Origin of the sequence: Parabacteroides caeci (genome assembly GCF_023656795.1) — a bacterium.
GTDB lineage: Bacteria > Bacteroidota > Bacteroidia > Bacteroidales > Tannerellaceae > Parabacteroides > Parabacteroides segnis.
Genome location: NZ_JAMOKT010000022.1, coordinates 41,296 through 59,133, shown reverse-complemented (window position 1 = coordinate 59,133; position 17,838 = coordinate 41,296). Strand labels below are relative to the sequence as shown.

12 protein-coding genes are annotated in these 17,838 nt (G+C 54.7%); 5 read left to right on the top strand and 7 right to left on the bottom strand.

The genetic code is table 11. From position 1 onward, the window contains the following. Positions 1-76: 76 nt before the first annotated feature. Complete coding sequence (locus NBH15_RS12760; RefSeq protein WP_007565622.1) at positions 77-1,195, bottom strand: tyrosine-type recombinase/integrase; 1,119 nt, start codon at positions 1,193-1,195, stop codon at positions 77-79. A 312-nt stretch (positions 1,196-1,507) separates the two neighbouring features. Here NBH15_RS12760 and NBH15_RS12755 point away from each other — a divergent pair, with 312 nt between their 5' ends. From NBH15_RS12755 to NBH15_RS12735, 5 genes are all read left to right on the top strand, one after another. Further along, positions 1,508-2,965, top strand: coding sequence for a DUF3945 domain-containing protein (locus NBH15_RS12755; protein ID WP_008620099.1), 1,458 nt, complete (start codon positions 1,508-1,510; stop codon positions 2,963-2,965). Between the two features lie 3 nt (positions 2,966-2,968). Then, positions 2,969-3,184, top strand: coding sequence for a hypothetical protein (locus NBH15_RS12750; RefSeq protein WP_008620098.1), 216 nt, complete (start codon positions 2,969-2,971; stop codon positions 3,182-3,184). Between the two features lie 15 nt (positions 3,185-3,199). Further along, on the top strand, positions 3,200-5,299 hold the full coding sequence (locus NBH15_RS12745) for a type IA DNA topoisomerase (RefSeq protein ID WP_008620097.1): 2,100 nt from the start codon (positions 3,200-3,202) through the stop codon (positions 5,297-5,299). A gap of 143 nt (positions 5,300-5,442) precedes the next feature. After that, a complete protein-coding gene (locus tag NBH15_RS12740) occupies positions 5,443-5,892 on the top strand; it encodes a DUF1896 family protein (RefSeq protein ID WP_154291651.1) in 450 nt (149 codons plus the stop codon). Further along, entirely contained in the window at positions 5,879-12,001 is a 6,123-nt protein-coding gene (locus NBH15_RS12735) for a helicase-like domain-containing protein (RefSeq protein ID WP_250822794.1), read from the top strand. The genes NBH15_RS12740 and NBH15_RS12735 overlap by 14 nt, the downstream gene beginning before the upstream one ends. A 63-nt stretch (positions 12,002-12,064) precedes the next feature. Here the strand turns inward: NBH15_RS12735 and NBH15_RS12730 are convergent, their stop codons facing one another. The 6 genes from NBH15_RS12730 to NBH15_RS12700 form a co-directional block, all read right to left on the bottom strand. Then, positions 12,065-13,078, bottom strand: a complete 1,014-nt coding sequence (locus NBH15_RS12730; RefSeq protein WP_004319206.1) for a PDDEXK nuclease domain-containing protein — start codon at positions 13,076-13,078, stop codon at positions 12,065-12,067. A 135-nt stretch (positions 13,079-13,213) separates the two neighbouring features. After that, positions 13,214-13,540, bottom strand: a complete 327-nt coding sequence (locus NBH15_RS12725) for a helix-turn-helix domain-containing protein (RefSeq protein ID WP_004295487.1) — start codon at positions 13,538-13,540, stop codon at positions 13,214-13,216. A 3-nt stretch (positions 13,541-13,543) separates the two neighbouring features. Beyond that, positions 13,544-13,855, bottom strand: a complete 312-nt coding sequence (locus NBH15_RS12720; RefSeq protein ID WP_004295488.1) for a helix-turn-helix domain-containing protein — start codon at positions 13,853-13,855, stop codon at positions 13,544-13,546. Positions 13,856-14,253: 398 nt separating this feature from the next. Beyond that, positions 14,254-15,114: an RteC domain-containing protein gene (locus NBH15_RS12715; RefSeq protein ID WP_117610864.1), complete on the bottom strand. Its 861-nt coding sequence runs from the start codon at positions 15,112-15,114 to the stop codon at positions 14,254-14,256. Positions 15,115-15,219: 105 nt separating this feature from the next. After that, positions 15,220-16,077 carry a helix-turn-helix transcriptional regulator gene (locus NBH15_RS29375; protein WP_117610865.1) on the bottom strand — a complete coding sequence of 286 codons (858 nt, stop codon included), beginning with the start codon at positions 16,075-16,077 and terminating at the stop codon, positions 15,220-15,222. Between the two features lie 406 nt (positions 16,078-16,483). Continuing rightward, positions 16,484-17,731 (bottom strand): M23 family metallopeptidase, encoded by a 1,248-nt coding sequence (locus tag NBH15_RS12700; RefSeq protein ID WP_128133107.1) that lies wholly within the window; start codon positions 17,729-17,731, stop codon positions 16,484-16,486. Between the last annotated feature and the right edge of the window lie 107 nt (positions 17,732-17,838).

Sequence of the window (17,838 nt, the reverse complement as noted above, 5' to 3'; positions counted from 1 at the left end):
AATCATTTGATTATTAGTTGTTTATTGTCTTGAACGTTATACTATCAGCCGATTTGGCTGTTATTTTCTTTAAGTATCAGACCTCGTCTTCCTCCATCAACAGATCGTCCAACGGGCTTTTGATATTGCTTTTGAAAGTGTCGGCTATGTGGACATACCTTTCCGTTGTCTTGATGTTGTTATGTCCCATAAGCTCTTTCACAATCTTGATGTCGGTTCCTTGCTCCAGCAAGTGGGTGGCGAACGAATGGCGCAGCAGGTGCGGATAAATCCGTTTCGTGATTCCCGCTTCCCGGGCCGCTGCCTTCAGCCGTTTCGACACGATGCTCTCGGTGAAAGGTTCGCCCGGTCTGTGTTCAAAAAGCCACACTTTCGGTTTGTATAGTCTGTTATATTCCGTCAGCTTTTTCATCAACGGTTTTGATAGCAGGGTGTAGCGGTCTTTTTTTCCTTTACCCTGCCGCACCCGTATCAGGGAGCGGGATTCGTTGATGTCGCCGGGTTTCAGTTCCAGCAGTTCGCTGATGCGCAATCCTGCGGAATAGAGTATGGAGAACATGCAGAAGAAGCGCAGGTCTGTCACCGTCGCGTCGAGTATCTTCTTTATTTCCTCCTTGCTCAACACGTCGGGCAGCGTCTTCTCCCGTTTGGCACGGTTCACCTTGTAACACCGCCGTTCCTGACCGAGAACTTTCTCGTAATAGAACTTGATGGCGTTGATACGCTGGTTTTGCTGGCAGGAGGATATGTTTTTCTCGTGGATGAGATACAGCAGGTAGTCGTTTATCTCGCCGGGGGTAACCGTTTCAATCTTACGCCCCTCGAAATGCTGTTGGAAATCGCGGAAATAGGAGGTATATACCCTTACGGTATGGTCACTGTAACGCACTTGCTGAAGTTTTTCCAGATAGCCTTCCGGCAGTGGCGGCCGTTTGTCTTCCTCTTTACGGGGGGCGGTTTCCTTGATGGCAGAATAGTCTATAAACGCCATTTTCACATAGCGGTCGAAGAACTCGGCAAGCACGAAATCTTCTGCCGGCAGATAAGCCCTGCCGCCGACAAGCAGTACGTTTTCTTCCTTCGACAGCGACAAGCGGATGTCATTGTCATTACCGAAAGTCACTTCGACAAATTCTCTCCCGTTTCTTATCACCGGAGAAAGTTTGATCTTGGTTTTTGGGGTATATATTTCCATGCCTCACGTTTTGTCGGATATTGAAACCCGTTTTCGCAAATTTATAAAAAAACACGGGTTATCCATGCGCTTTATTGACATTTAACAATAGATCCCGACTACCTGACAATAAGGTGAGGAGCCACGAAAATACCCTCTGCCAAATCCGTCCTTCCCGGCACTCCGTTTCTCCGATTTCCTCTGCCCTGCGCCACAAGCGGCCACTTCTGTGCCCGATGCTTCCATAGCCTTTCCAACTCTTTTACGTTCAGCCGGTTCCCCTTACTTTCGTTCCCGCATCGCTATTGGTGCTAACTAAAAACACTCGTAATTATGGACGAAAACGTAAAGAACGACGCTAAACAAGTCATGCTCGTTCAGAATGCCGACGACGGACGACTGCAAGCCGTTACCGGCGTGGATCGGGACGGCAATATCCAGACCGCCGACCCCACGGATCAGAATGTGGCGAGCCTGCTGAACGTGAACACGCAGGATTCAGCCCTCGAAGCCTTCTTCAAAAAGTTCATGGAACAGGCCCAGAACCCCGTCCACACGGGTATCTTCGTCATGACGGAGAATGCCCTGAACAAACTTATCCGCATCGACTTCGACCCGGAGATTCTGGAAAATTACCGTATCGACCCCTCCGAACGGCTTCAGACGCAGGAGCAGCGGCAGTTCGAGCCGCTGGACGTCACGAAGATAGACCTGGCGGATATGGAGAAGAAAGGTATCCGCATGGAGGACATCGAGCCGCACCTGAAAGCCATGTCTTACGGACATAAATCCAACGGGCTGGTGGAGATGAACCCCGAACTGGAGAACGGGATGCGTGTTTCCACCAAAGGGCGCGTGTCGCTCGAAGAGCAGGCGGACGGCTCGCTGCGCGTCGTGCCGCATTACTGGCAGGAACGGCCCGACCTCGACGCCCCCTTCCACGGGGTGCTGCTCGACGAGGAGGCGAAAACGAACCTGATGAACACCCGCCACGCCGGGAAAGTGATCGACCTGGAGCTGGAGCCGGGCAAGCTCACGCCCTGCTACGTGTCGATAGACAAATGGACGAACACGCTGGAACCCATGCCCGTTTCGTTACTCGAAAAACGTGCCCGCATCAAGGAGGCCGACCTCTCGGAAGGCAAGCAGATGGATTTCTACGGCGGCGGCAAGGTGTTGCTCGAAGGATATACCACCCGCGCGGGTTATAAGCGGGATGCCTATATCCAAATCGACGCGGCCGAACGTAACTATTCCTTTACCTACGACGGTTTGGATCGCAACCGCTACGCCCAGGAGAACAAGGAGATTTACCGCCAGAAGGCCGCCGAGAAAAACGGACGGCAGGAAACGACGGCCTCCGAACGACAGCCCACGCTCACGATTCACCGGACAATCCTCAAAGCCTCCGTGCCCAAAGAGGCTTATGACCAGTGGACGGAAGCGGTGAATGATCCCTCCAAGCGGGCGGATGTCAAGGCTTTCTACATCAAGGGCATGGTCAAGGACGGGCAGGGTGAGCCGTTCAACGCCTGGGTCAAGCCCAACTTCGAGCGTAACAAGATGGACTTCTTCCGCTGGAATCCCGACCGTGCGAAACGGCAGGGGGCGGAGGTCAAACCCGCCGTTGAAAGCCGTACCCAGGTCGCCGTCAATTCCGAGGGCAAGACCGTCGAAGCGGTCAAAGGTGTGAAAGAGCCGCTCAAGCAGGGACAGCAGGAGGCCACCCCGGCGCAGAAGAAAAATTACCGCAGCAGCAAAAAGAGCAACTCCAAAGGTGTCAAGGTATAACGTATGAAATGGTTCTACATGCAGGCTGGAACCATGCCGCTCCTGATCGCGGCGCTGGCTGCCTTGTACCTCCGGCCGGGTAAACGCAGCCCCCCGGAGGAGGCGGACGACGGACGGCAGTATTACGACGGGAACGGCAACCATGTCTATTACGACCGCCGGCTGATCTCCCGTCCGGAAAAAGAGAAAGAAGAAGAACAACAAGAAAACAACCACTGAAAAATCCGAATCATCATGCAAGTAATTATCGCAGAAAAGCCCTCGGTGGCGCGTGAGATCGCCGCCATCGTGGGAGCCACGAACCGTAAAGACGGTTTTATCGAGGGAAACGGCTACGCCGTAACCTGGGCCTTCGGCCACCTGGTCGGGCTGGCAATGCCCCAACAGTACGGCATCGCGGGTTTCCGCCGGGAAAACCTGCCTATCCTGCCATCATCGTTCATCCTCCTGCCCCGGCAGGTTCGGGAGGGTAAAGAGTATAAGGCCGACCCGGGTGTCGTGAAGCAGCTCGGTATTCTCCGGGAATTGTTCGGCATGGCCGAGCGCATCATCGTCGCGACCGACGCGGGGCGTGAAGGTGAGCTGATCTTCCGCTACATCTACTCTTACCTGGAATGCCGCACCCCTTTCGTGCGGTTATGGATCAGCAGCCTGACCGACCGGGCCATCCGCGAGGGGTTACAACACCTCCGCCCCGGCAACGAATACGACAACCTTTATCTCTCGGCCAAAGCCCGCAGCGAAGCCGACTGGATCGTCGGTATCAACGCCTCGCAAGCGCTTGCCGTGGCTGCCGGGCGGGGCGTCTGGTCGCTCGGACGGGTGCAGACCCCCACGCTGGCGATCATCTGCTCCCGTTACCTGGAGAACAAGGCATTCAAGCCCGCCACCTATTTCCGGCTGAAGCTCTCCACGGCAAAGGAGGGCACGGAGTTCACCGTCCTCTCCACGGAGAAATTCGACGGCAGGGAGAAGGCGGAAGCAGCCTGCGCCGAGGTTATCGGCGCCCGAACGGTACGCGTCGTGAACGTGGAGCGCAAGGAGGCCAGGGAACAGCCGCCTCTCTTGTACGACCTGACGACACTCCAGAAAGAGGCCAACAGCCGGTATGGTTTTTCGGCAGAAAAAACGCTCGACATCGCCCAGTCGCTTTACGAGAAGAAGTTCATCACTTATCCCCGTACCGGCTCACGCTATATATCGGAAGATGTGGCCGAGGAGATTCCGGCACTCATCGGGAACATGACACGCTATCCCCGTTTCGCGGAATACGCGGGCAGGATGGATACCGCATCTCTCTCCCGCCGAAGCGTGGACAACGAAAAGATCGCCGACCACCACGCGCTGCTTCCCACCGAGAACCTCCCTTCCGAACTGGATGCCGACCACCGCATCGTCTATGAGATGGTCGCGGGGCGGATGCTCGAAACCTTTTCCGGGGCCTGCGTGAAAGAAAACACTTCCCTTACCCTGCAAAGCGCGGGACATGATTTCACGGCCCGCGGCAGTATCATGGTCGAGACGGGCTGGCGGGCCGTCCTGAATGAACCTGTCGAGGAGAAAGAGGAGGACATGACCCTCCTTCCCGACATCGTGCAAGGCGACGAGCTGCCCGTCAAAGGATGCGTCACGGAACAGAAACAGACCCGGCCGCGCCCCCTTCACACGGAATCGAGCCTGCTGGCGGCGATGGAAACCGCCGGACGCGAACTGTCCGACGAGGCCGAACGCGAGGCGATGAAGGATGCCGGCATCGGCACGCCCGCCACCCGTGCCGCCATCATCGAAACGCTCTTTGCCCGCGAGTATGTCAGGCGAGAGAAAAAGTCGCTTGTACCCACGGACAAGGGACTGGCCGTGTATGCCGTGGTCAGGGACAAGAAGATCGCCGATGTCGCCATGACGGGCGGCTGGGAACTGGCCCTCTCGAAGATCGCTACCGGGGAGATGGACGCCCCGACGTTCCATCGCGGTATCGAGGTCTTCGCCTCGCAAATCGCCAAAGAACTGCTGGAAGCAAGAATCGACGGCGCGGAGAGTGACACAGCCTGCCCGCGTTGCGGCAGGCCCGTGGTGTTCTATCCCAAACTCGCCAAGTGCCAGAATCCCGATTGCGGCCTGACCGTATGGAGAACCGTGGCCCGCAAGGAGCTGACCGACAAGCAGCTCGCGGAACTGCTGACCAAAGGCAAAACCGGCACGATCCGGGGATTCGTCAAAAACGGCGGCGGGACGTTCGACGCGGCCCTCACGCTCGATGACCAGTTCAAGACCTCGTTCGTTTTCGAGCCGCGCGATACTCCCAGGCAGGGAAAGAGGAACAAACGGAAATAATCGTTACCTTTGCCACTGGAAAAGACCTGTCATAACGAGATACGCTTGTTTGATAAGGATTTTTTCAGTGGTCGGCGCTTCGGGTGGGAACCCGGGGCGCCTTTCTCTTCCCCGATTATCAACGACCACTAAAAATTCTTATCATGCCAGACAAGCAACACCATACCCCCACGGGGGAATTGTCCTATTACGGACTTTCGTTACTATCCTACCTCAAGGACAGCCACCCGGAACTCATCGCCGAAGGTGAGTTCATCGCCGAGCGGGCCGACAGCGCCGCCCAAGCGTACAGCGAGGCGATCCGTTCGGGCTGCAACCACATCGAGGCCGAAGAAATTGCCCGCGAGGAACTCTGCCGCGGACTGCACTTTTCACCCTACAACACGCTGGTAAACATCCTCTGGAGGGAATTCGAGGCGGAGATTCCCGAGGATACCGCCCGGCAGGCGGCTCTACGCCTGCTGCCCCTCTGCCGCGGGGTGCTGGAGAAGTACGACCTCACGGACGACTTCGCTGACACGCCCGACTACGAACTGTTCTATACCGAACTGACGGGAACCGTCCAAATACTTCTCGAAGATGGCATTCAATAAGAAAACCCACCTCCGCCAGAATATCGACGCGCTGAAGACGGCCTTCACGCTCGACAGGGAACGGCGGGCGCCGACTCCCGAAGAAGAAAGGACACTCGGCGCATACAGCGGCTTCGGCGCCATCAAGGAAGTGCTGGAAAACCCCACCGGGAAACCGGACAAGGACGGCATGGCAACGCTCGTGGCCGAGTTGCACGAGGTCATCAGGGCGAATACTCCCGACGAACGGGAATACAAGCGCTACATGGACGGGATCAAGAACTCCGTCCTGACGGCTTTTTACACGCCCCCGAAAGTGGCAGACGCCATCGTGGAGGCGATATGGGACACGCGGATTGCCCCCCAACGTATTCTTGACCCCAGTGCGGGAACGGGGGTTTTCGTCAATGCCGTGGATTTCCACGACCCCTACGCGGAGATCACCTGCTTCGAGAAAGACCCCGCCACGGGGTTGATCCTGAAGCACCTGCACCCCGAAAAACGGGTGCGGATACAGGGATTCGAGCGCATCGAACCCAAATACGCCGGTTACTACGACGTGGCCGTGAGCAACATCCCTTTCGGGGACGTGGCGCTCTTCGACCCGTTCTTCTCCACCCATACCGACCCCGTGCGGCGGCAAGGCACACGGGCGCTGCACAACTATTTTTTCATGAAGTCCGTCGATATGGTACGCGAGGGCGGCCTGGTGGCATTCATCACCTCGCAGGGAGTATTGAACGCCGAGCAGGGACGCCCCGTGCGCGAGTGGCTGATGAACCGCTGCGAGCCCGTATCGGCCATCCGGCTGCCGAACAACCTCTTTACAGAACACGCGGGGACGGAGGTCGGCAGCGACCTGGTTATCCTGCAAAAGAAAGCCGCCACGGGGGAACTGTCCGAACGGCAGCGGGATTTCATCGAATCCCGCAAGCTGTCGAACGGCATCCGGATAAACAACCTTTTCCAGTCGTTCGACAGGGTGATCCATACCGAGGCCAAAGTAGGCAAAGACCCCTACGGCAAACCGGCGATGGAGTTCACCCACGCGGAGGGCGTGGACGGCATCGACCGGGAGATGCGGCGTATGCTCTCGGAGGATTTCAACCGGCATTTCAACGAGAGTTATTGCCTGGAACATGCTCCGGAACAGACACCCGGTACACCGGAGCGGGAATTGTCCCGTCCCCGTCAGGCGGAACGCCAGCGTGCCGAAAGACACGAGCCCCGCCTTGCCGGAGAAATCGTCAAGGAGATTATCGCCGACGCCCGTAACCTTCAGCAGCAACGGGAAGAGGAGGAAAAACGCCGCGTCGTCGCCGAAATGGCGGCGCAGGGCTACCATGTCGATACCGAAACCGGGGAGATTACCCGAATCGAAAACAAACCCGGACAAGCGTTACCGGATTCTGCCGCCACATCCGCCGGAGAACCGACCGGGGAGGATCTGGCCGACTTCGGGGCCTGGTCGAAGGAGCGGGAGAATCGCTTGTGGGAGCAACACCCGCCGAAACCCGAAGATTTCGGCATGGCGGATACTCCCGTGCAGCACGTGGGCGGAACAACGGAACCGAAACCGCGGGAGGGCTTCGCCGGGTCGCTTTTCGACACGGTGGAAACGGCGGCTCCCGCACCTGCCACCCAAGCTGCCGAACCGGTAAACGTGCAGCAGGAACCGTTGCTGACGCTCTACGACCTGTTCGGCTTCAGCGCCGAGGAGCGGCGGCAGGCAGAACTCGGTATATCCAAGAAAAGGAACAGCCGCCGGGGAGCAAAGCGGAAGACGCCCCGGCAACCCTCATTATTCGCCCCAGCCTCCTCTCCGGAGGAACAGAAGAGCGAAATGCCGAAAACGACGCCACCGGAGCGTGATCCCGAAGACTTGTATGCCTCCCTGAACTGGGAGGACAACCCGCCGATCAACGGCTTTTACGAGATGATGATGTCGCTTACCCCGGAACGGAGGGCGGAACTGCGCCGACAAAGCACCCGGCAGCAGGAACCCCCGGAACAGCGGGAACGGCAGGCGGTACGCCCCCCGACGGAAGCCCCGAAAGACAGACGGGAACAAGCCGCCGGTACGCCGAGAACGGGCAGCTTGTTCGACACGCCGGACAATCCGGAGGAGGAAGAACCCGGTAAAGAAACGCCGCAGATACGGGAGGCGGATATGAAACCCCGCCCGTTCGAGGGGGAGGTCGCCCCCTATTTCCGCGAAGGGACACTCGTCACGGACGGACAAAACCGGGTCGGCTACCTGCGGGGGATTGAATCCCTGCAACCCATGTTCCACCCGCTGGAACTCACGCCTGCACAACGGACGAAAGCCTCCATGTATATCGAGATACGCGATGCCTATTACCACCTTTATAACAACGAGGCGGAAACACTGACGGCGAACCCCGCCCTGCGGGAGATGCTCAACCGGCTTTACGACAATTTCACCGAACGCTTCGGACGGCTCAATGACAAACGCAACCTCGACCTGATCAAGATGGACGCGCGGGGAACGGAGATTCTATCGCTGGAGCGTTACATCGAAGGCAAGGCACGCAAAGCCGACATCTTCGAGCGTCCCGTGGCCTTCAATCCCGATGAGATCACGCACGCCGACGACGCTTCGGAGGCCCTTGTGGCCAGCCTGAACAAGTACGGCCGGGTGGAACCTCGCTACATGGCATCGCTCACGGGAACTACCGTGGAGGGAATACTCGGGGAACTGAAAGGACGCATCTATTACAACCCGGAAACGGACGGCTACGAGGTTGCCGACAAGTTCATCGCCGGCAATGTCATCGGGAAAGCCGAACGGATCGAGGCGTTCCTGCGGGAGAATCCCGACCACGCCCCGGCCCGGGAATCGCTGGAGGCTCTGCGCGAGGCGACGCCCAAACCCATCGCTTTCGACGACCTGGATTTCAACCTGGGCGAACGGTGGATTCCAAAAGGTGTTTACGAGCGTTTCGCCTCCTCGCTCTTCGATACGGAGGTGAAGATCACCTTCGCCTCCAACCTGGACGAGTACGGCGTGAAGGCGGAAGCGACGAACGTGAAGATCACGGAGCAGTATGCCGTCAGCGCGCAGACCCGTAAGTACAACGGCCTGCACCTTTTGAAACACGCCCTGCAAAACACTTCGCCCGACATCACCAAGACCGTCCTCAAATGGGTGGACGGAGAACGGCGGGAGGTCAAAGTGCGTGACGGGGAGGCCATACAGCTCGCCAACAGCAAGATAGATGAGATCCGGGGTGCTTTCCCCGAATGGCTGCGCGAGCAGTCGTCCGACTTCAAAGACCGCCTGACAGACCTCTATAACCGTACTTTCAACTGTTACGTGCGCCCGAAGTACGACGGGACGCACCAGGAATTCCCCGACCTCGACCTCAAGGGGCTGGGAATCGACAAACTGTATGACAGCCAGAAGGACGCGATATGGATGGACAAACTGCTCGGCGGCGGGATAATCGACCACGAGGTGGGCGGCGGAAAGACCCTTATCATGTGCTGCGGGGCCTACGAGAAGAAACGCCTCGGGCTGGCCAATAAACCCATGATTATCGGGCTGAAAGCCAACATCCATGAAATAGCCCGGACGTTCTGCACCGCTTACCCGATGGCCAAAGTCCTCTACCCGGGCAAGGAGGATTTCACGCCCCGGAAGCGTGAGCGCATCTTCCGGGAGATACGCAACAACGACTGGGACGCCGTGATCCTCTCGCACGAACAGTTCGGCATGATACCCCAGTCCCCGGAGATACAGCAGGAGATATTGCAGGCCGAGCTGGACTGTGTGGAGGAGAACCTCGAAGTGCTCAAAGCACAAGGCAGGGACGTTTCCCGCGCCATGATGAAAGGGTGTCAGAAACGCAAGGCCAACCTGGAAGCCAAGTTGCAGAAGGTGGCGCACGCGCTGGAAACACGCAAGGACGACGCCGTGGACTTCCGCCTCATGGGTATCGACCACCTCTACGTGGACGAGAGCCACAAATTCAAGAACCTGACTTTCACGACCCGGCATGACCGGGTGGCGGGCCTCGGAAATCCCGAGGGGTCGCAGCGGGCGCTCAACATGCTTTTCGCGCTGCGTACCATACAGCAGCGCACGGGCCGCGACCTGGGGGCGACGTTCCTCTCGGGAACGACCATCTCCAACTCGCTCACGGAACTGTACCTGCTTTTCAAGTACCTGCGCCCGAAGGAACTGGAGCGTCAGAATATCCGCACCTTCGATGCCTGGGCGGCCATATTTGCCAAGAAAACCATCGACTACGAGTTTTCCGTGACCAACGAGGTCGTGCAGAAAGAACGGTTCCGATATTTCATCAAGGTTCCCGAACTGGCCATGTTCTACTCCGAGATTACAGATTACCGCTCGGCGGAGGATATAGGGATCGACCGACCGCAAAAGAACGAGATATTGCACAATATCCCGCCGACACCCCAGCAGACGGAGTTCATAGAACGGCTGGTGCAATTCGCCAAATCGGGCGATGCCACGCTCCTGGGCCGCCTGCCGCTCTCGGAGCGGGAGGAAAAGGCGAAAATGCTCATTGCCACAGACTACGCCCGCAAGATGTCGCTCGATATGCGTATGATAGACCCCGAACTATACAGCGACCACGTGGACAACAAGGCGAGCCACTGCGCCCGTATGATTGCCGGTTACTACCGCCGTTTCGAGGCGTACAAAGGTACGCAGTTCGTATTCTCCGACCTGGGAACCTACAAACCCGGAGCGGGGTGGAACGTCTATTCCGAGATACGGCGTAAACTCGCGGAGGATTACGGCATACCCCAAAGCGAGGTGCGGTTCATCCAGGAGGCGACCTCGGAAAAAGCGCGCAAGGAGATGATCGCCGGTATGAACGCCGGAAAAATCCGCGTACTCTTCGGATCGACCGAGATGCTCGGGACGGGAGTGAACGCGCAGAAACGCTGCGTGGCGATACACCACCTGGACTGCCCCTGGCGTCCCAGCGACCTGGAGCAGCGCGACGGGCGGGGAATACGCACCGGGAACGAGATCGCCAAACTCCATGCCGACAACAAGGTGGACGTGATATTATACGCCGTCGAGAAGTCGCTCGACGCCTACAAGTTCGGGCTGTTGCACAACAAGCAACTGTTCATCCGCCAGCTCAAGACCAACAACATGGGAAGCCGTACCATCGACGAGGGGGCCATCGACGAGAAAAGCGGCATGAATTTTTCCGAGTATGTAGCCGTCCTCTCGGGAAATACAGACCTGCTGGACAAGGCCCGCCTGGAGAAGAAGATCGCCACGCTCGAAAGCGAACGCCAGGCATTCGTGCGCGGCAAATCATCGAGCCGCTACAAGCTGGAGCAGATCACGGAGAAGATAGAGAAGAACAACGACCTGATACGGCGTATCGGCAAGGATCTGGAACACTTCAAGGCCCGCGTCGAGTTCAACGAGGACGGCTCGTACCGCAATCCCGTGAAACTGAACGGGCTGGAAACCTCCGACCCCAAGCTCATCGGGAAACAGCTCAACCGTATCGCCGAAACGGCACGCACGCTCGACAGGCTCGAACCCATCGGGAGCCTCTACGGGTTCGAACTGCTCGTCCAGAGCGAAACGACCGGGAAAGACGGGCTCGACCTGGTGCAGAACCGTTTTTATGTCCGGGGTGAAGGGGATTATCTATACCAGTATAACTACGGGAATATCGCCTCCGACCCGCGACTGGCGGCGATGAACTTCATCCACGCGCTCGCGACCATCGAGCCGACACTGGAAAAATTCCGGAAAAAGAACGAGGAACTGGAGAAAGATATTCCCGTCCTGCGGGAAGTGGTGGAAAGTTCCTGGCGCAAGGAGCCCGAACTGACGGCCCTGAAAACTGACCTGACGGAAATAGACCGCAGGATACAGCAAAGCCTCAAACCGATAGAAGAGAGCGAGGGAAAGGAGGCGGAGGAGGATAACGACGTGTGCCGGGAACGGCATGACACGGCGGAAGAGCTCCCGAAGGAAGACAACACGGCGGCCCGTATTCCTTCCCGGCTGCGGCAGATTGCCGACGCCTCCGGGGGGCGCATCGTGATCGCGGGCGTGGGCAGCCCGCCGGAGAACGGCCCCGCAAAGAAAGGGATTAAGATGTAAGCGAAAAGCCGACGGAAGTACAGATTTCCGTCGGCTTTTTTCATATGCCCATGAGCGTTGTTGTCACACTTCCTGCAAGAGTGTTTGCAGCTCCTCCTGCGTGGGAAGATAGGTCATGTACTGGGCGGCGAAGACCTGCTTTTCATCTTCGGGCAGCGTATAACGGACGACCGCGTCGTTTTTCTCCGCGCAGAGGACGATACCCACCGGAGGGTTATCCCCGGGATTCATCAACTCACGGGTGTAGTAATTGACATACATCTGCATCTGCCCCAAATCCTGATGGGTCAGCTCCCCGGATTTAAGGTCTATTAAAACGAAACAGCGGGCCAGGTAATTGTAAAAGACCAGGTCGATGTAGAAATGCTTGTCGTCGAAGGAGATACGCTTCTGTCGCGCGACGAAGGCGAAGCCTTTCCCGAGTTCGAGCATCAAGCGCTGCAAGCGGCTGATGAGCAGTTGCTCCAGATCGGTTTCCAGAAAATGCTCTCCCTGGGGGATACCGAGAAACTCCAGGATATACGGGTCGCGGATGATCTCTTTGGGTTCGACACGCCCGGGTTCGGTACGGGAAATCTCCTCTTTCACGGCTTTCTTGTCTCGGCTGGCCAGCAAGCGGTCATAGAAAAGCGTGTTGATTTGGCGGTCGAGCTGCCGGACACTCCAGTTTTCCTTGACGCACTCGTGCAGGTAAAAATCACGGGCGGCATCGCCCGACACCTTGAGAAGCGTGCGGCAATGCGACCAGCTCAATTTATCACACAGCGTGTGATATTTCGGGTAGCACTGGTAAAACTGCCTCATGTACCGCAGGTTGGTGGCCGTGAACCCGTTTCCGAACTCCGCCACGAGCCGCCTGGAAAGGGTGTTGATGACAGCCTTGCCATATCCGGCACGGCCGGTTCCCTGCTGCTCGTACTCCACTATATATTTCCCTACCTGCCAGTAAGCCCTCACGAGGGTCGAATTGACATGATGTATCACCTTCGCGCGCGCTTCCTGCAAGATATGGCGCACGTTATGCAGTAGCTCTTCCTCCCCTTTGTCGGCAGGATATATTTTATCTGTTTCTTTCATTGTTCATTATTATATAGGCTTCCAAGTGCAAACATACTGATTTTACGGCAAATATCGAACGGTTGTACCGCCTTGTCGTGCCTTATTCCATGTATCTCCGCGTTTTTCCATGACGCCGGACTCTCGGGACAGGGCCTAACCGGAACCGGCAGGACGATCCTTTTTCAGCTTGCGGAAATTACTGAAGTTACGCTCGATGAACCGCAGGACGTCCGATTCCCGGTAGAAGGTCTTGTGATAGATCATCTCGTAAGGCAGCTCTCCCGAGGTGCGGTAACGCTGGAGTGTGCGCTTGCTGATATTGAGCATACGGCACAGGTCGTAATTGTCCAGAAGACGCTCCCCGTCAGGCAGGATGGAAAGCGGTTGCTCCACGTCCCCCGCGCACAGCTTCTCAATACGTTCCAGCCGTTCCGAGAGCCGCTGCATCCATCCGTCGAAATATTCCTTGTCCAGAAACATGGCCTACTCCTTTGGTTGGTTCTTGCGCCGCACGGAACGCTCCTTCAGCACACGGCGGATTTCCGTGAGGGAATAATACAGCTTCCGGTTGATGGCCGAATAGGTGATCACGTGATCCGAGCGGAGGCGTTGAAGGGTACGCCCGCTGATGCCCAGGTAACGGCAGACCTGCTCGCCGTCCATCCATTCGTCGTTTATATACTCCTTATTCCATGCACGCCCCTTTTCAGGGAGAGAGGCGATTGCAGCCTCTATTTTCTCTATACGCCCGACAAGCTCGTTATAGGCTCGCGAACCGATCACTATGATTTTCATACTCCTTTGTTTTTTAGTCTGTTACAAAGGTCGGGCTTATATGGACAGCTTAAAACGAGGTCGGTACGACTTTTTTTTGATAATTTGCAGTGAACTGATTCTCAATGGTTCATGCGGTGAAGAAGGCAGTGTTTTTTACCGAAATCCGCGGCCCGTACTCGGTATTTTTATTGGCAGAAATGCGATAGAATACTGTGATTCAACGCTTAACGGTGTTCTAATCCGGACGGGGCTACAACGGAACACCCGTATCGGCTCCTTATACGGGTGCAAATACGGGCGTTCGGGAAAGTTCCTTTCGAGAGTTACGGGGGAAAACCGACCTCGGTTCTTTTGTTATATACAACGCTGATTATCAGTGTTTCTATAAGGAATAGAGTGCTTTACCGGTTCATATTCTACTCGGAATTGCCGTTTTTCTTGTTTCGCTTCCATGTCTGCATACGTTTAAGCAGGGCCTCTTTCGCCTTGTCAAGCCACGGTGTCGGGTTGTTTCGGATTTTCATATCGCAGAATGTCCTCGAAAGGTTCATGTCGAGGTGTACGTTGAAAGCGTTGGAAATGTAGCTGGCAAGTTGCGTGAGTGGCACATTGCCGAAACAGCCTTTACTGTCGAGCAGGTAAATAAGTTCCGTCAGATCCGTCTTCGAGTCCTGCCATGTCGGACGCACGTCAGACAATGGCAGAACCATGTTCCGGTGGTTCGTGCTCTCCAGTGATTCCAATTCGCCCATAAGATAAACCGACAACATATCGTTGGCCAGGATTTTCGCCACCTTGAAATCCGCGTTTGTCGAAAACTGCGGGTCGAGTTCATAGTAGAAGGTTTCCAGGTATTGCTCCGTGTCGGTCTGCCCGCGCAGGAAATAGAGGCTGTCCAGGTGTGTGGCGCCGCTGCGGAAATAGCGGATAAAGTCGAGGCGTTTCTGCGTGTACGCATTGATGGCCCGAACATGGGCGTCCAGGTACTCCCGTTGTGCCTCGATACTTCCTACCGGACGGTTCATCTCGATATTATAGAGCTTGCGGTAATAGATCAGACGGCAAAAAAGACGAGGTTTGATTTCTTTGAAGAACTTTATTTCCTCGTCATCGTTTTGAAAACGGTAGCCGATGATATATTGTTTCAAACGGTCGAACGCTTCTCCCAGGACACGTGACGCTTCAAGCGACTTTTTCAACACGTCGGTATCCCGCGATTCGATGCGTTCGATACTCCGCAGGACTTCGCTGTTTAATTTCTCTATAAATACAATCATAATCCGTCTTGTTACTTTCGCGCATAAAGTTAGCGAATCGAAAAACCGGCGGATTACGATTTTTATCTTTCTCTTCGTTTTTTTATCACGGAGCCGATTTTAATGTCAGATCCGACCTTCCTGGCGGATGGAAGTGGGATTGCTCCCCATATTCCGCTTGCAAAAGTCCGTAAAGTGGGATTGGGCGGAGAAACCGCACATGTAGGCTATTTCCTGCAACGTGTAGTGTGTCGTCCGCAGCAACTCCCCGATACGTTCGATACGGCGCTGACGTAACCACGAGGAGGCCGAGCAGCCGAAAACCCGCTGGAAACGCCGGCGGAAGGTAATCGTGCTGGAATACCCGCAAACCCCGGCGAGTTCCGTGACGTTATCCGAGGCAAGATAATTCGATTTGACACGGGAGATGAACTCGTAATCGTCCCCCAGGTGCAACAGCTCCTCGAACTCCCCGACATCGGCGGGAGTGAGATGTTCATAAGAGGCGTCGAGCATTTTCAGCATGACAGCAGCGTTACATTCAACGGGCATACCCAATGTCTTACGGGCTTCACGCAGGTAATTCTTGAATCGCAGCCGCAGCGTGTCGTGATGCGGGTAGGAACACTGGGACAGAATGGTGCAGACCGTCCGCAGTTCATCGACACAACAATAGCCGAAATACCACGTTACAAGACGCTCGACGTAATGGACGGCATGAAATTCCTCCGAAAGCATCAGAAGAAGCAGGAACGGGGTGAAATCCTGGTATTCCCTCGTTATGGGACGGGGTGCTTCGTCAAGCAAGGAGGCGATGTCCCGCATCAGCAGAGAATCTCCCGAGTACGCTTTTATTTGTTCGGAACTGCGGGCATAATCCCGGTAACGCGATATGACCGCCGACAAAGCATTGAACTTCACGGCGTGAACGCCTTCTATAAAGGAAGGGCGAAGACTGTTGTAAATGGATAAGTCGGTTTGCATAAGTCATTTCTATAAAACGGAGCCGCATCCCCTTGTTGCCAAAACTCCGCAAGTCGTTACTTATGAACCGCTTGGAACACGGTACGAATCCTAATTACAAATATATCGCATCTGATAATCCGGAACAAATATCAGCAGGTAAAAATGAAAATAAACCTCGTTATTTTTGATTATTACCTGCAATAATATTATATTTGCAAACAAATAAGAGTTGTTTGACAGCATGAGAAATATAGTGTATCAAAGCACTTTACCAATTTCTTATCCGTTGCCCATTCTCATGCGAGTTTCTTTTAATCTATTTGTAGTCAATTAAATACCTTCAGACTACATCAAATATAGTAAAAAAACAACAAAGGCACAGATGAAGTTTCCATCTGCGCCTTGCCTTTATCTTAAAAATAACTTATTTACAGCGGATGGAACGACCCAGTTTCAAAACAGTAGTCTTGGATATACCATTCATTTCGCACAACTTGCCAACTGTTGTTCCGTATTTAGCAGCCAGAGCACCCAAGGTATCACCACTCTTAATGCGGTGGTAAACAGGTGTTGCTTCCTGATCAGCACTGACATTTCCAGTCAGAGAGGCAACCGGAGTGGCAGCTTCTACAGTTGTAGTCTTAACCGCTTTCGCTACAGTTTGCGTATTTGTCTTTTGGGTTGCAGATTTAGCTGCTACAGTCGCTTCTTTTCCGGCACTACAACGGATTGACTGGCCTAAACGAAGCATAGAAGTACTCTTGATACCATTCAAACGGCAAAGCTCATTGACTGTCGTGCCATACATGCGGGCAATCTTACCCAGTGTATCACCCGATTTCACACGGTGATAAACCATCTGGTCGCTTGAAGAAGTATAAATATTACTCTTACGCCCGTTAATCTTTATATTATGGAATACATAAACATCCTGATGAGGAACTGAGTTTTCGAAATCAATAATGTCGGCCGGATTAATAGCCTGTCCCAGGAAGCGGGTTTCGAAATGAAGATGAGAACCGGTAGAACGTCCGGTGTTTCCTCCTAATGCGATCGGATCGCCTGCACGAACAATGTCGTTTACATCAACAAGTGATTTGGATAGGTGACCGTAAACTGTTTCAAGTCCGTTCGGATGACGAACCACCAGATAATTTCCATATCCGCGACGTTCGAAATTACGGATACGAACCTTTCCGTCAAAAGCAGCACGAATCGTATCGCCCACCTGAACCTTCAGGTCTATTCCTTTATGCATACGACGACGACGGGGACCATATTTAGAGGTAACGCGCGTCATTGTATCAATAGGAAGAATAAATGTTGAACAATCTATAGCGCAGGAATCAGGCATTTCAACCTTAGCTCCTCCACGGAAAGGATCAACCCAACGGGTGTCCCAGTTTGATCCGTATAATTCATCTGCAGGAAACAGTAGGGCTTCATTGGCTGCAAGAGATTCATCAACTCTCGCATTGATCTCTGCCAGTTCTTTCAAACCCATATCTTTACGGATGGTAACGCGGTCAGCCATCAGTTCGGATACGCGTTTATCCATTTTTACTATATGTATAGTTTCTTTTGGAGTATCTGTCCCTGTTTGTTTCTGAGCTGATACAGCCGAAACCATAAAGGAAGTACAACAAATAAAAAGTAGTGCTCTTATTTTCATTTTTATCATTTTTCGAAATGGAATCCAGAAGTAAAATAAGCTGTGAAACAGACCCTATTTTTTACAAATCGACCAAAGTTCGTTATTTTGAGCAAGTTGACAAAATT

Excerpts from the sequence above, each read along its gene's own strand:
- NBH15_RS12755 (WP_008620099.1), top strand. The coding sequence starts at position 1,508 with ATGGACGAAAACGTAAAGAACGACGCTAAACAAGTCATGCTCGTTCAG.
- NBH15_RS29375 (WP_117610865.1), bottom strand. The coding sequence starts at position 16,077 with ATGCAAACCGACTTATCCATTTACAACAGTCTTCGCCCTTCCTTTATA.
- NBH15_RS12735 (WP_250822794.1), top strand. The coding sequence starts at position 5,879 with ATGGCATTCAATAAGAAAACCCACCTCCGCCAGAATATCGACGCGCTG.
- NBH15_RS12750 (WP_008620098.1), top strand. The coding sequence starts at position 2,969 with ATGAAATGGTTCTACATGCAGGCTGGAACCATGCCGCTCCTGATCGCG.
- NBH15_RS12745 (WP_008620097.1), top strand. The coding sequence starts at position 3,200 with ATGCAAGTAATTATCGCAGAAAAGCCCTCGGTGGCGCGTGAGATCGCC.
- NBH15_RS12760 (WP_007565622.1), bottom strand. The coding sequence starts at position 1,195 with ATGGAAATATATACCCCAAAAACCAAGATCAAACTTTCTCCGGTGATA.
- NBH15_RS12740 (WP_154291651.1), top strand. The coding sequence starts at position 5,443 with ATGCCAGACAAGCAACACCATACCCCCACGGGGGAATTGTCCTATTAC.
- NBH15_RS12700 (WP_128133107.1), bottom strand. The coding sequence starts at position 17,731 with ATGAAAATAAGAGCACTACTTTTTATTTGTTGTACTTCCTTTATGGTT.
- NBH15_RS12730 (WP_004319206.1), bottom strand. The coding sequence starts at position 13,078 with ATGAAAGAAACAGATAAAATATATCCTGCCGACAAAGGGGAGGAAGAG.
- NBH15_RS12715 (WP_117610864.1), bottom strand. The coding sequence starts at position 15,114 with ATGATTGTATTTATAGAGAAATTAAACAGCGAAGTCCTGCGGAGTATC.
- NBH15_RS12720 (WP_004295488.1), bottom strand. The coding sequence starts at position 13,855 with ATGAAAATCATAGTGATCGGTTCGCGAGCCTATAACGAGCTTGTCGGG.
- NBH15_RS12725 (WP_004295487.1), bottom strand. The coding sequence starts at position 13,540 with ATGTTTCTGGACAAGGAATATTTCGACGGATGGATGCAGCGGCTCTCG.